General features: G+C 47.4%; 13 protein-coding genes. 1 reads left to right on the forward strand and 12 read right to left on the reverse strand.

Annotated elements, in window-relative coordinates; translation table 11 throughout:
- Positions 1-135: 135 nt before the first annotated feature.
- From F0220_RS28690 to lspA, 9 genes are all read right to left on the reverse strand, one after another.
- Positions 136-1023: a carbohydrate ABC transporter permease gene (locus F0220_RS28690; RefSeq protein ID WP_373419796.1), complete on the reverse strand. Its 888-nt coding sequence runs from the start codon at positions 1021-1023 to the stop codon at positions 136-138.
- Positions 1024-1215: 192 nt separating this feature from the next.
- On the reverse strand, positions 1216-2097 hold the full coding sequence (locus tag F0220_RS28695; protein WP_036606643.1) for a carbohydrate ABC transporter permease: 882 nt from the start codon (positions 2095-2097) through the stop codon (positions 1216-1218).
- A 38-nt stretch (positions 2098-2135) separates the two neighbouring features.
- Complete coding sequence (locus F0220_RS28700) at positions 2136-3455, reverse strand: extracellular solute-binding protein (protein ID WP_105600344.1); 1320 nt, start codon at positions 3453-3455, stop codon at positions 2136-2138.
- 115 nt (positions 3456-3570) lie between these two features.
- The gene (locus F0220_RS28705) at positions 3571-4365 is read right to left on the reverse strand and encodes a response regulator transcription factor (RefSeq protein WP_105600345.1); all 795 of its coding nucleotides are present in this window, start codon (positions 4363-4365) and stop codon (positions 3571-3573) included.
- Positions 4355-6118 carry a cache domain-containing sensor histidine kinase gene (locus F0220_RS28710; protein ID WP_105600347.1) on the reverse strand — a complete coding sequence of 588 codons (1764 nt, stop codon included), beginning with the start codon at positions 6116-6118 and terminating at the stop codon, positions 4355-4357. The genes F0220_RS28705 and F0220_RS28710 overlap by 11 nt, the downstream gene beginning before the upstream one ends.
- 339 nt (positions 6119-6457) lie before the next feature.
- On the reverse strand, positions 6458-7285 hold the full coding sequence (locus F0220_RS28715) for a carbohydrate ABC transporter permease (protein ID WP_105600348.1): 828 nt from the start codon (positions 7283-7285) through the stop codon (positions 6458-6460).
- The gene (locus F0220_RS28720) at positions 7285-8151 is read right to left on the reverse strand and encodes a carbohydrate ABC transporter permease (protein WP_091012591.1); all 867 of its coding nucleotides are present in this window, start codon (positions 8149-8151) and stop codon (positions 7285-7287) included. Before F0220_RS28720 ends, F0220_RS28715 begins: the two co-directional genes overlap by 1 nt.
- A gap of 24 nt (positions 8152-8175) precedes the next feature.
- A complete protein-coding gene (locus F0220_RS28725) occupies positions 8176-9366 on the reverse strand; it encodes an ABC transporter substrate-binding protein (RefSeq protein WP_374954418.1) in 1191 nt (396 codons plus the stop codon).
- A 495-nt stretch (positions 9367-9861) separates the two neighbouring features.
- A complete protein-coding gene (gene lspA, locus F0220_RS28730) occupies positions 9862-10353 on the reverse strand; it encodes a signal peptidase II (protein WP_091012590.1) in 492 nt (163 codons plus the stop codon).
- Positions 10354-10590: 237 nt separating this feature from the next.
- Here lspA and F0220_RS28735 point away from each other — a divergent pair, with 237 nt between their 5' ends.
- A complete protein-coding gene (locus F0220_RS28735) occupies positions 10591-11058 on the forward strand; it encodes a heme-degrading domain-containing protein (protein WP_105600665.1) in 468 nt (155 codons plus the stop codon).
- 71 nt (positions 11059-11129) lie between these two features.
- Here F0220_RS28735 and F0220_RS28740 read toward each other — a convergent pair whose 3' ends face one another.
- The 3 genes from F0220_RS28740 to F0220_RS28750 form a co-directional block, all read right to left on the reverse strand.
- Complete coding sequence (locus tag F0220_RS28740; protein ID WP_105600349.1) at positions 11130-12107, reverse strand: permease prefix domain 1-containing protein; 978 nt, start codon at positions 12105-12107, stop codon at positions 11130-11132.
- 6 nt (positions 12108-12113) lie between these two features.
- Positions 12114-12443, reverse strand: coding sequence for a PadR family transcriptional regulator (locus tag F0220_RS28745; RefSeq protein ID WP_105600351.1), 330 nt, complete (start codon positions 12441-12443; stop codon positions 12114-12116).
- 160 nt (positions 12444-12603) lie between these two features.
- Positions 12604-13551, reverse strand: a complete 948-nt coding sequence (locus F0220_RS28750) for a nucleoside hydrolase (protein WP_105600352.1) — start codon at positions 13549-13551, stop codon at positions 12604-12606.
- Between the last annotated feature and the right edge of the window lie 48 nt (positions 13552-13599).

Below are 13599 nucleotides of genomic sequence, written 5' to 3' on the forward strand. Positions count from 1 at the left end.
TTCCATAAATAGGTATTTTCAGCATTTTCATCTAGTCCCTTTTCCGTACGACTATCCAAGGTTTTAGAAGACAAAAAAGGCCCCTCCCCACTCGCTTTTAAGCAAGTGATGAAAGGACCTTCGACGCTCAACCTTTTAACCTTTAACTGAACCCGCAGCAATGCCCTCCACGATTCGATTACTCAGGATGAGAAAAGCAATCAGAATCGGCATAATGCTGATCATCAGCGTGGCACCAATGGCTCCCCAATCCGTTGTATATTGACCGATAAAGTTCTGTACCCCAACGGTCAGGGTCTTGTATGAATCCGTACTGATGAACGTATTAACAAAGATGAACTCATTCCAGTTATAGATCATGTTGATGATTGCCGTTGTGGAGATAACCGAAGCTGTCATCGGCAAGATAATCCGAAAGAAAATTCGATGCACGGAGCAGCCATCCATCACTGCGGCTTCTTCCACTTCCCGGGGAAGCGCGTAGTAGAATCCGAGTAGAATCATAATGGTAATTGGCATATTAAAGGCAATATAAGACAAGATGACTGACAAAGGATGATCTGTGAGATGAAGCTTCAGGAACAAGCTGAACAGCGGGATCAACGTGGAGTGTACAGGGATCATCAGACCCACCATGAATAGCCCCAGCACCAGCGAACGACCCTTCCAGCGCATACGTGTAATGGCAAAGGTCACCAGACTGGCAAACAGCACGGTGACCACCACCGAGACCACGGTAATCCATACACTGTTGAAGAAGTACAAGCTGATATTTCCCTCTGTCCATACCTTGACATAGTTTTCCCAACGCGGGGTAGCAGGAAGGGAAAAAGGCGCCATGTCGAATACTTCCTGATTATTTTTAAGCGAGAACAACAGCAGCCATACCAAGGGTAAAATTTGCAGCAAAGCTACCAGGGACAAGAGGAAATACAGCAGAATATATCCGAATCTCCTTAACCATGCCGAACCTCGGCTTGTCCCCGGGTAAGTTGACAATCTAACGGCCGTATCCGTCTTCACCGGGATGGACCTCCTTTCATTTCACTAGGGCGTGTCTGGAAACTCCGAAGGTGGCAGATTTTGCCGAATTTTCGTTCCAAGCAAGGAAATTTTCCGCAGGCGTGCCCGGGCACGTCAAGGGAAAGTGACGCAGCAGGGGGAGAAAAGGCGGTAAAAGATGCACTTCAGCGAGTTTTCAGACACGAACTAGCGTCAGGAATACTGGATCGTATCTTTGGATGCCGTCGCTTTACGAAGCAGCCAGGTAACAAGCAGACAGATCAAGAGCAGGAAGAACCCTACAGCACTGCCGTAACCAAAGTCGAAGCTACGGAACGCCTGACGATACATATAGGAGGCCATCACTTCGCTGGAGCCATTTGGTCCGCCATCGGTCATCACGTAGATGAGATCAAAATACTTGAGTGAGCCTACCACAGCCAGTACCACAGTCACCTTGATGACTTCAGTAATTAGCGGCAACTTGATTCGAAAAGCGATCTGCCAAGGGCTTGCCCCATCAATCCGGGCTGCTTCCACCAGAGATTCCGGAATATTTTTGAGGGCCGCATAATAGATCAAAATATAGAAGCCTGCATACTGCCATAGGATCGGTACGAACAGTGCATACAGCACCAGGGATGGCTCCGCCAGCCAAGCTGGCGGATTGCTGAAGCCGATCGCTTCCAGAAAGGTGTTCAGCACACCATTGCTGGGATGATAGATCTTCAGCCATAACTGAGCGATCGCGACCGAAGACAGCAGCATCGGGATCAAATATATTTTGCGGAACAGATTGGCACCCTTGATCTTGCCTGACAGCACCAAAGCAATCATCAGATAACCGATCAGACTCAGCGCAGAGAACAAAGCAAGCAAAAAAGTATGGTTCGCACTCTGCCAAAATGTTCCGTCCTGAAGCAGTCTGGCGTAATTATCCAATCCAATAAAGGTCATTGCACCGATCCCGTCCCATTGCATCAACCCATAATACCCGGTGAGCACGATTGGGATGTACACCAAGACCAGCAGCAGAAGCAGTGCAGGAAGCACGTACAACGCAGCAACGAGACGGTTGGACATGACTTTGTCCATCACATTATCCTCCCTTCAAGCGTTCAAACGTGTGTACGTCAATTGCCTTTATCAATCGCAGCCTGATGATTCTTCACAAAATCCTCCGGTGTAACCGCTTCGCCAAACAACGCCTGAATCATATCCAGATGTGCCTGAGCGGCTGCCGGTTTCATCTGCACGTCTGCAAAGAGCGTAAGGCTGCTGGCCTGATTCAATTCGTTCAGCAGGTCGATGTAGAGCTGTGGCAACTGTACTGCAGCCGTATCCACTTTGGTTGCCGGGATGACGCCTGCCTCAGTCACCGAACTCTCGCCCCATTTTTCCACAAAGTATTGCACGAACTTCTGCGCTTCTTCCTTCACTTTGGAATTCTGGGCCACGAACAGCCCTACGCCTGGACCACCTACCCAGCTGTTAATATCGCTCTTGCCATCTTCCATCGTTGGGAATTTGAAAAATCCGATCTTGTCTTTGAATTCCTGTGGGATGTCCGGGTTAGTCGTGAAGTTTGGCAGTTCCCACGTACCCATCAGATACATGGCAGCCTTTTCGTTCATGAATTCGGATTTGCCCTCATCGTTGGACAACCCGTTGAAACCTTTGTTGAAGGCATTCATGTCCACCAGCTTTTGTACCTCGGCAGCAGCTTGAGTCAGAGCAGGATCGTCAAACTTGCCGGAGCCATTGATTGCCTTTTCCAGTGCATCTCCACCTAACCGATTTGCCAGATACATATACCAGAGTGAGCCAGTCCAGCGGTCTTTATTGCCCAGTGCGATCGGAACCTCACCGTTCTCGGTCAGTGTCTTCAGCACGCTCAGGAATTCATCGTACGTTGCTGGCGGCTGCAAGTTATATTTCGCAAAAATGGCTTTGTTATAATAAATGGGGGAGATATTTAACTCGATTGGTAGCGCATATGTTTTGTCGTCTATGGCATAAGCTTCTGTTGTTCCGGCTATGAATTTCTCGCCCAACGAGTCGCTCAGCAGATCATCGACCGGTGCGAACAGGTTCCCCTTCACATAAGGCTCCAGAAAACCAGCAGCCCAAGTTACACCAACATCGGGAAGTTCATTGGATGCAGACAGGATTTTCAATTTGTTCTTGTATTGTTCATTCTCCAGCACTTCCTGCTTAATGGTTACATTCGGATGATCCGTTTGATACTGCTTGATGATATCGTTGACCAATTTGTTTTGCTGTGCGGAGCTGCCTGCCGGCCAGAGGTGCATGAATTTGAGGGTTACTTTCCCATCTGTGCCGTTGCTGCCTGTTTCACCCTCTTCATCCGAACTTGAACTGTTACATCCGGATAAAATTACGGCGAGAACCAGCGTCCATGACAGAAGAATGGCCATCGTCTTTTTGCTCATTATTCCAGACCCCCTTGGTTTTTTCGGTTAATGTAACCGCTTTAACCAAATTGTAGCACGGGCCTATTGCCGCTATAAGACCAGAACAATTTGGAAAAACTCCACTTTTTTGAGGTTATTTGTTATCTCGTTCAGATAGGGAATGCCGATATTTGCTTGGACTAAGCCCCTCAAGACTTTTAAATACCGTGATAAAATACTTATCCGTCTGATAACCCACCTGTTCCGCAATCTCCGAGATTGGCATCGTTGTCTGCACAAGCAACTCCTTCGCGCGCTGAATGCGTTTCCGGGTGAGGTATTCACTAAAATTGATGCCGATCTGTTCCTTAAACAAAACACTGAAGTAACTCGAGTTGAGATGCAGCAGATCAGCGATTTCACGCATGGTCACATGTTCACCCAGGTGAGTATCCACATAGGTCAAAGCTTCACTGATCTGGCTATTTAGTCTCTGTTCCCCTCGCTCCTTAACATCCAGCAGCTTGGGGTCAACCATTTCTTGCATCGTTTGAATACGTCGCTGTTGTTCGCTGAACTTTAGGGCTTTTTCGACGGTCTGTAGCAATTGTTCCTTATCAATCGGTTTCAACATATACTCCACAACACCCAACTTAATGGCCTGCTGGGCGTATTGAAAATCGGCATGTCCCGACATAATCAGGACAACAGGTTTGTTTGCAAAATGCTGAATGGCTTCAATGAGGGACAAGCCAGAGAATTCCGGCATGCGAACATCCGTTATTAACAGATCTGCCGGCTTTTTCTTGAGCCATTCGACAGCCTCGACGCCACTTTCTGCAGTCTGAATGTGATTTCGTCCTGCTGACCATCCTTCCAATGTTTTACGAATACCCTCTCTTGTACGCGGCTCATCATCCACGATAAGAATCGTTTTGTCATGAATCATATGCACCCTCCGTTCCCATGGGAATCTCAAAGCCAATGACGGTCCCTTCCCCAACCTTACTTGTTAAGGAGAGCTTGCACCGTTCGCCAAGTTGGCTGCCAAAGTAGAGCTTCAGCCGTCGATGTACGTTGATTAGACCTACACCTGTCCCCTTCTTGGACACAGCCGGCCCGCCATGTAAAGCATGAATAACAGATTGAAGTCGTGATTCATCCATACCCGGGCCATCATCCCGAACCTCAATGCGAACCAGATTCTTGTCGGTCGAAGCATCCACATGGATGCTTATCTTTCCAGGTCCCAGTTTACTTTCAATGCCATGGAGGATCGCATTTTCCACCAAGGGCTGTATAAGCAGTTTCGGAATGGGGACCTTACGAACCGCATCGCTGAGCTCAATCTCCCATTGCATTCGATCCCCCAACCGCATCTGCATAATGCGAAGATACCGCTCTGCGTGTTCCAGCTCGTCGGCAATCGTAACCCACTCATCCTGCTGAGAGCTGGAGATAATGTAACGAAACAATCGGGACATCGCCACAACCATACGTGCCATCTCCTCGTCTCCCTTTTCCTCCAGGGACCAATAGAACGCCTCCAGTGTGTTAAATAGAAAGTGGGGGTTAATCTGAGACTGCAACGCCTTCAACTCCGCCCGGGACTGCATGACTTCCTTCTCATGAACCACACGGGTCAATTCGTTCTGTCTGTAGACCATCTGGTTATACACGTTGTTGAGTTCATTAATCTCCATCGTTGCGCTGACCATTAGATTAGGTCTCATGGCTCCCGGTTGTGCACTGCGCATGGCCCGCATCAGGCGTATGAGCGGACGTGTAATCATCGTGGAGAGAAAGAAGGACATGATCAGGAACAGAACAACACCAATGATTCCCGAAACGAGAAGCGCCGTCCTCAGGATGGATACCCCTTCCGTTGTCTCCTGCAGCGGAGTCAGCACAGCAAGTGTCCATCCCGTTAATTCAGACTTTTGCCGGACGACGATATAGGATTCCTCCCCGTTCTGCACGACGGATTCGCTGTCCAATATGGCTTTTGGATCGAGATTAATCTCCAGATCAGAAGTCACCACTTCGCCTGCACCATCCAAGAGCATGATCGAGTCCTGCGAACCATCTGCCCCATTCGAATCATTGAGTTGAAAGAAACTGCGTTGCATCCGCACCACAATATAACCTCCATGCTCAAAGGAATGTTCCAGCAGGTTAATGCGCCGAATAGCCAGAAGCACACCCGGATCTTCAGGGTCAGCACCTGCCCATACCAGTCTGCCTTTGCCTTCGTCCGCCAGGCTGATCCAGTTGCGCTCCACTCTGAGATCGAGGGATCGGTCATCCATGGGAAAGATGCGGTTATAACCCGTAGTGTATATCTCCATACTCTGCGCGCCATTGATGAAAGACTGATAGCTGCCCGCAATCTGCAAGAGAGCTTGACGCTGATTAAAGGTGGCCGGGTTGCCTTGTTTCTCATCGCTGAGCAGACGCTGCACGTATGAATCATCCGCCACCTGAGCGGTCAGCGAATTCACTTGTGCAATGAGTGCATCCAATCTGCCACTGGCCTGGACGGCAGTTTGATGAATATGTTTCTCCGCATTGCTTTTTAGCAAAGCAGCTACCCGATCATAGGCCGATATGCCTGCGAACAACAGAACAACAAGCATCACCATAACAAAACCAATAAAGATTTGATTCCGAAGAGAGTTAAAATGTCCTTTTTTCCCGTGCAACTGCCCCATTCTCCTCTCTTTTTTGGCATGTAAAAGAACCCACCACCTTACGCCCGTGCTCTTGAAGACTGGGTACAAACGATGCCGGATTTATCTACGTATTCAGTTTTTCTTATTAAAGCGCTTGCAAAAATGAATCTTAATCCCCTCTTCTTATCGTCTTTGTTTATCGATTAAACTAACGACTAAAAAATAGCATAGTTTTACAGGTTAATCAATCCTTTTGACAGTTCTCAAACGTCAAATGACAAGGATCAAAAAAAAGAGAGTGGACTCTTAGAGTCCACTCTCTTGGTTCATATTCCTTCACACATAATCTTTTCTTTAGCACATCTTCGGTTATTTTACAGACCCTTGTGTAACCCCGTTGATGATCCACTTCTGTGCAAACAGGTAGATGATAATCATCGGCAGCAACGCGAGCAGGTAGGATGCAAACGCAAGGTTAAACTCGGTATTGAACTGCCCTTGGAATACATACTGTACAAGCGGCAATGTGTACTGTCCCGGATCACTGATAATAATGAGTGGCAGCAAGAAGTCGTTGTACGTGGACAGACAGGTCAGAATACCAACCGTGGCACTGATTGGCGCCATGAGCGGGAAAATGATTTTCCAGAATGTGCCCCAGGTTGTTGCCCCATCCACAAACGCCGCTTCCTCCAGCGCTACCGGAATGGACCGGATGTATCCAACGTACACAAATACGTTAAATGCCAGGCCATATACCGTGTGCAGCAGGATCAGACCTACCAGATTTGTCATCTCCAGCGATGCGGTCAGTTTAACAATCGGCAGCATGATGATCGGGAACGGAATGAACATCGCGCTGACGAAGTAATAATAGAGTCCTTTGAAAAACTTGCGCTTCTCCATATTTCTCGCAATCGCATAGGCCACCATGGAGTTACTGAGTAACGTCAAAAGCACGGTGGAGGCGGTAACGATCGCACTGTTACGGAACGATTGGAAGAAGTTTGTCATATCGATGGCTCTTGCGAAATTCTCCCAGTGTAAAGTTGTCGGAAGGGCAAAGACCGATTGGGCCATCTGCTCCGGATTTTTCAAAGCAATCGTAACGGTCATATACAAGGGGAACAGGATAAACAGGGTACCCAGTACAACGAGCAGCATAACGAGCCAATTGATTCGTGTACGGCTTCTCATTACAGATCCATCTCCCTTCTTTGCAGGAACCGGATTTGCAGAATTGAAATCACCGCAATAACGATGAAGTAAATAACCGAGTTCGCAGATTGATATGCATATTCGCCGCCTTCAAATCCTCCGGTGTAGATCAGATGGGAGATGGACTGCGTCGCCCGTCCGGGACCACCGTTGGTCAAGGCTACGATTTGGTCGAAGACCATAAGTGAATTTTTCATTGCCAGCACCATATTAATGGTGAAGAACGGGGCAATAAGCGGGAAGGTAATACTCCAGAATTCACGCCATTTGCCTGCACCGTCGAGGTTGGATGCCTCGTACAGTGTCGTTGGTATCGTTTGCAGACCAGCCAAATACAGAATCGTATTCAGGGCCACGGATTGCCATACGGCAACAATGACGATACCGATCCAAGCCAGACTCTCGCTGCCGAGTATGTTCGTGGATAGCGCGTTGATGCCCAGATTTTGTCCCCAGATCGGGAATACGTTGGAGAACAGGTAGTTAAATATGTAACCTACAATCAGTACACTCAGAATATTGGGCAGGAAGTAGATGCCGCGGAAAAAGTTACGGAACTTAATCTTGGCATTCAGCCCGAGTGCAATGAGCAGGCTCAGAATATTGGTCAGGATCGTCACCACGATCGCGAATTTGAACGTAAACCAGTAGGCGTTACCTACATTGTCGTCCTGGAACAAGTTGAAATAGTTTTTGAAGCCAACAAAATCATACTCTTTCCCGAATCCATTATAATTCGTAAATGAATAATAGATGCCCTGGAGGGCCGGCAGTGTCATAAATACAAAGAACAATATAACCGCCGGAACCGTCATCCAGTAATAAGGTGCGATACGCTTGTTCATACTCCATCCTCCTTCAGACAAGGCTTAGCGCCGATTGGCAACCTTGTCCCATTCTTTGTCGAGTGTATCTAGATAGTTGTCGATGTTTTGGTTCTGCAAAAAGGACTGTACGATGGAATTCAGCTGCACCGCAGCCGGAATATAGTGATCGGGAAAGTCAATAACCTTGCCCTGCTCGATATAAGGCATCAATTCCTGTACCGCAGGATCATCCTGCTTCACATCTTCGACCGCAGAGAACAGCGTCTGTTCGTCAATGTATCTTCCGATATTTTCAGGCTTCAGCAGAAAAGCAATAAACGTCTCTGCCTGCTCGCGATTAGGTGTGTCCGCTGCAATCGTAAATAGGGAGTCGATCCCGTTCACCAGCTTGATCTTGCTTGCATCATTGCCCGTTGGGAACGGGAAGAAACCGATCTCAATATTCGGGTTTGCTTTGCGAATCTCGGAGATGGCCCAGGTTCCCTGGATGTACATGAAGGCTTCACCGTTAGCGAAAGCACGGTTACCGTCTGAATAGGCTTTACCAAAGTTATCGCCGTGACCGTACTTCATGAGCTCCAGCTGCTTCTCAGCTACCTCGCGGTACTTCTCCTTGAACGTAACTTTGTTATCGCGCCGTTCCTGATAGAAATCAATGCCGACCAGGTTGGAGGCAAGTGCATTGAACGGCAGGCTTGTCTGCCAGTCATCCTTGTATGTGAAATAAAATGGAATTTCGCCCGCATCCTTAATCTTTTGGGCAGTCGCGATTAGTTCATCCCACGTCTTGGGCACGTCCAAGCCCATTTCCTTAAACAGCGTCTTGTTGTACATGATGCCGTTTGCATTCGTCGCGTAAGGAATACCCGTCACTTCGTCCATACCTGTGAGATCCTTAAGCATTTGTATGTAGTTTGGATCAATCGTCTGGAGCAGTGAACTGTCCGTCAGATTGGTGAAAATATCACTCTGGGCCAGAATGGAATAGGTGTCGGTTGCCCCCATGGCCATAATGTCCGGGATATCATTTTTGACAACACGTGTCTTCAATACGGTCTCCGCATCTGGCGGATTCACCTGTGTCACCTGAATATCGTCATGCTCCGCATTAAACGTTTTGATCAATTCGTCAAAGGTTGTTTTGGCTTCAGGCTTGTTCTGGAAAAATTCAATCTGCACTTTGCCATTCGCGCTATCTCCACTGGTACAGGAAGATAAAAGTACAGCCATCATTCCGCATAGCAACATTGTCCCGAGAGCCTTGGTAAGCGTTGTTCTCATGTTGTACCTCCCTCAGCTTTAAAAATTGAACTAATGTGATTTACACGGTGTCACTCCGATTGCAGTACCATCTTCCGATCGTTGTTATCCCCAGATTTTTTTGATTTCCTTCCTCAAAGGGAAAATCCGGTGATAAACACGCACGCTTCGCTTCTTCAGATTGGTTCTGCACTCTCCGTGTTCGTGTATATCTTAGTTTCACTTTATATACGTAAAGATTTACCCATTCAGGTGGTGAAATAACCATTTGGTTAATCCTTCCACAAACTCATACTATGAGCGTTGGCTATACAAGCCTTTATTATTCCTAAAACGATTTCGGTAAAAATGAATCAAGGCATTTCTTCCCACGATTCGAATTGGGCATAACAAAAAGGACATTGGAAGATATCCAATGTCCCTCATTTATTAAGCTTATATTCACCCACTGTAACGCTTTTATCCATGTTACGAACGTTCTGCTTTCGGCAAAGCATTGCGTAAACGTTTGGCCCGATAACTCTGATATGCACGAATCAACATGCCAATGATAATCATGACAACACCGATGTTAATTGCGACATCAGCGAGATTCAAAATCCCGCGTCCTGACGGAAATACGAGGAAATCCGTTACCCGGGCATAGATAAATCGATCGATCGCATTTCCTAAAGCCCCTCCGACCATAAAACCCGCGCCAGCTTGCATCCAGAAACCGCGAATCTCACCTTTACTCCGGTAATACAGCATGCCTGCTATGAACAGAACAGCAATCGCACCGAACAAACGCGCATTCCCCTGAAACATGCTGCCCGCCATTCCACTGTTCTCGTAATGCTGTAACTGCATGCCCGAGTTACCCAGTCTCATGACGTCGCCAACCTCCATATACATCCTCACTGCAATCTTGGTCCCCTGATCCACTAAAGTCACCAGCAGTGCTACAAAATAAAACAGCATCGTGCTTCTCCTCCTGCCTACTGAGCGCTAACTTATTTTAACTTTAAGAGTTTTGTATATTAGGTTACCTTCACTTTAACACAGCTGATGTACGGTCTCCAAATGAGCCATCCCCAGCCATACATATAGCGTCCAGTAACATGGTCCAGTCGCACTTGGAAGGTACTGTCCCCATTCATGTCGAATTTAGACATCAATCATATATGTAAAGGGGATGCCTGTAATTTGAACCTCACCATGATCGAAAAATTAAAGGAAATGAAACAGGAAGAATTAGAATTGGTATTTGCCACATTTGGTTCTGAAACGGCGCTTAACCTTGGCCTGCATCTGGTTGAAGAAGCGAAGCGTCGTTCACAGGCCGTGACCATCGACATTACCCTGAAGGGACATCGTCTCTTTTTGCATGCGATGGAAGGAACTCATCCCGACAACGAGGACTGGATTCGACGTAAAAACAACGTGGTGAATCATTTTTCCTCCAGTTCTTGGCATACCGCCCTGCGTTTGAGAAACGAGAACCAGACCCTTGAGCATAACTTCAATCTGCCTTCATCGGACTATGTACTGGCTGGTGGCGCTTTCCCGCTGATTCTCGAAAATGAGGGACAGGTCGGCACCATTACGGTATCGGGTCTGCCTGATGAGGAAGACCATGATCTGGTCACGACAGGAATTCGCTCGTTTTTGTTGCAGCAAGGGTAGATTAAACGTGTAAAAAAGCCCACCTGATCTATATAGTAGATAGGTGGGCTTTACTATCCAAAGCAACATGCTCAGGACGGATTTTTGCTTTTCATAATATGGTACACATTGCTAAAGCTGCCGGAGAGAATACCGGTAATCGGAAATATGGCCCAATTGATATCCCACCGTTGATATACAAAGCCTGTGAACAAGAAGATGGCTGTCGCCAGCGGCCATACAATCGCTTCCACGGCTCTCACAACCTTGACCTCCTGCTTCTTCTCTACCGTCAACTGGTGCTTCTCCAGCAAGTTTGTGTAAGCCCCCTGAATATTACCGTAATATACAAACAGGAATACTCCTACCCCAGCCATAACCATAAAGGCAGATACACCATAAGAGGCGTAGTTATCATTGATAGAAGAGGCTGCGAAAATAAACACAGGAGACAGAATGCACAGGCAGACACCCGTAATGATGGCTATACGGTAAGTTAGAGCAAAGCTCTCCCGACTATGCTGAATACTCATTTTAAGTGTATAAGGAAGTTGGAAGCCCTTCTCCATATAATTGAAGCGTTCCAGCTTCATACCGCTGTATATGAACATGCCTACCGCAATGGCAATCAATACGAACATGCCGATCAGGCCTAGTACAGCGCCCGTTTCCACCGAACGGTTTGCAGCTGAAATGGCATAGTTCTCAAATAAGGCATCCATGAAAATTAGAAATGCCACACCTGACGCGCACAATAAAACACCCAGTCCAATCCAAAATCCAGCATTTCTCTTCGCAGTGGTATATGCGTAAATCTCTTCTTCCGTTAACACAGGTACTGTCTCTTCCGGGCTGACTGGCTGAATACCGAGTTCGGCTGTTAACTCCTCGATGTTACCAAATTCCGAGATCACAATGCCGATGGCTTCATTCTCCGACTTGCCTTCTCGCTTCAATTCCAGGTACTTATCTTCCATCCCCGAAAGGAGTTCCTGCTTCAGATGTTCCACCTCGGGTGTCTTCGGCAGACCAACAAACATGTTCTCCAGATACACCATAATTGTCTCCATTTTCTGTCACAACTCCCTGATAAATAGATTAACAACCTCCTGCGTAACCTTCCATTCCTCACACTTTTCTCTGTAATAGTCGAGGCCGGGCGGCGTAATCCGGTAATAGGTACGACGCTTCCCCAAACTATTCTCATCCAGGTAAAACGATTGAATATAACCGTTCTTCTCCAATCTGGTGAAGGCCGAGTATAAAGTCGTTTCCTTCATGACGTACTTTTCCTCTGTCAGCTGTCGGATGTTCTTGGAAATCTCGTAGCCGTACGACTCCCCTTCGAGCAGCATGTAGAGGATCAGCGTATCATTGTAGCCACGTATAACGTCACTGCTGATCACAAAAGATACTCCTCCTCGTTACTTCATCTGTCGTAGTAGTTGAAGTATAGCACAACTTACTACGACAGGTGAAGTAGTTATTCCAAAAATGGGCAATAAAAAATCCGTACCTGGGAAAGGCACGGACTTTTTTGTTTTTCCTGCAGTTTAATTACTGCGTTTATTGGATCGCTGAGAGAACATCGAGCAACATGGATTTGAACTTCGGCCGATCAATGGCTTCACAGACACGTACATTCGGCTCTTTGCCAAAACGTCCGTTAATATCAACCACACTGTATCCGCGTGTCAGCTCTCCTGCCGCTTCTACATCCACATAATATTGACCCGACTTGGTCATGATGGATTCATCCGCGGCTACAGCCATCAGCAACGTATCGGGATGAGTGGTGCCATTGAGTTTATGTACCGACTTGTTGAACTGCATAACCACTTTGTTAATGGATGTAAAGAAATCGGCACCCGATGTACCGAGAGCGGCAATCTCTGCATGGTCGTCATCATCCATCACTGAATATTGCGTGCACATCTCCCAGCCAACCATTGTGATCGGAATGCCCGCATGCAGTACAATTTTCGCTGCTTCCGGGTCTACGTAGAAGTTATACTCCGCCGCCGGGGTGATATTGCCCAGTGCATTATTCGTTCCGCCCATGATGTACAGGTGGGCAATCTCCGGAATAATCGTGGGGTCTTTCTGAATCGCCATTGCAATATTGGTCAGCGGTGCAATTGCCAGCAGTTCAATTTCACCTGGATGTGCGTGTACCTTCTCAATGATAAAATCAACCGCATGCCCGCTCTCGGGACGCTGATCCGCCTTCGGGAAATGCGCGCCGCCCATGCCGTCATCGCCATGCACGTCTTCCACTGTACGGTGCTGAGCTTTACCGTAGGCCATTAGCGGTCGCTCGCATCCTTTATACACAGGCACCTTGCCGCCATGTCCAGCAACCTGTACCGTGTACAAGGCATTTTCAACCTCTTGGTCGAATTGTACGTTACCGCCCGTAATGGTGATGCCTTCCACCTGAAAGTGATGCAATGCCGTCAGGATCGCAATCGTATCGTCTCCTGCTGTATCTGTATCGATGATGACTCTTCTCATGATGCCGCGCCCCTTCTTCCGTTTATATAGTAAATTCTATAAAACACT

Origin of the sequence: Paenibacillus sp. 37 (assembly GCF_008386395.1) — a bacterium.
Classification (GTDB): Bacteria; Bacillota; Bacilli; order Paenibacillales; family Paenibacillaceae; genus Paenibacillus; species Paenibacillus amylolyticus_B.

Coding starts and splice junctions, on each gene's coding strand:
- F0220_RS28695 (WP_036606643.1), bottom strand. CDS start 2,097: ATGGACAAAGTCATGTCCAACCGTCTCGTTGCTGCGTTGTACGTGCTT.
- F0220_RS28700 (WP_105600344.1), bottom strand. CDS start 3,455: ATGAGCAAAAAGACGATGGCCATTCTTCTGTCATGGACGCTGGTTCTC.
- F0220_RS28705 (WP_105600345.1), bottom strand. CDS start 4,365: ATGATTCATGACAAAACGATTCTTATCGTGGATGATGAGCCGCGTACA.
- F0220_RS28715 (WP_105600348.1), bottom strand. CDS start 7,285: ATGAGAAGCCGTACACGAATCAATTGGCTCGTTATGCTGCTCGTTGTA.
- F0220_RS28720 (WP_091012591.1), bottom strand. CDS start 8,151: ATGAACAAGCGTATCGCACCTTATTACTGGATGACGGTTCCGGCGGTT.
- F0220_RS28725 (WP_374954418.1), bottom strand. CDS start 9,366: ATGATGGCTGTACTTTTATCTTCCTGTACCAGTGGAGATAGCGCGAAT.
- lspA (WP_091012590.1), bottom strand. CDS start 10,353: ATGCTGTTTTATTTTGTAGCACTGCTGGTGACTTTAGTGGATCAGGGG.
- F0220_RS28735 (WP_105600665.1), top strand. CDS start 10,591: ATGATCGAAAAATTAAAGGAAATGAAACAGGAAGAATTAGAATTGGTA.
- F0220_RS28740 (WP_105600349.1), bottom strand. CDS start 12,107: ATGGAGACAATTATGGTGTATCTGGAGAACATGTTTGTTGGTCTGCCG.
- F0220_RS28750 (WP_105600352.1), bottom strand. CDS start 13,551: ATGAGAAGAGTCATCATCGATACAGATACAGCAGGAGACGATACGATT.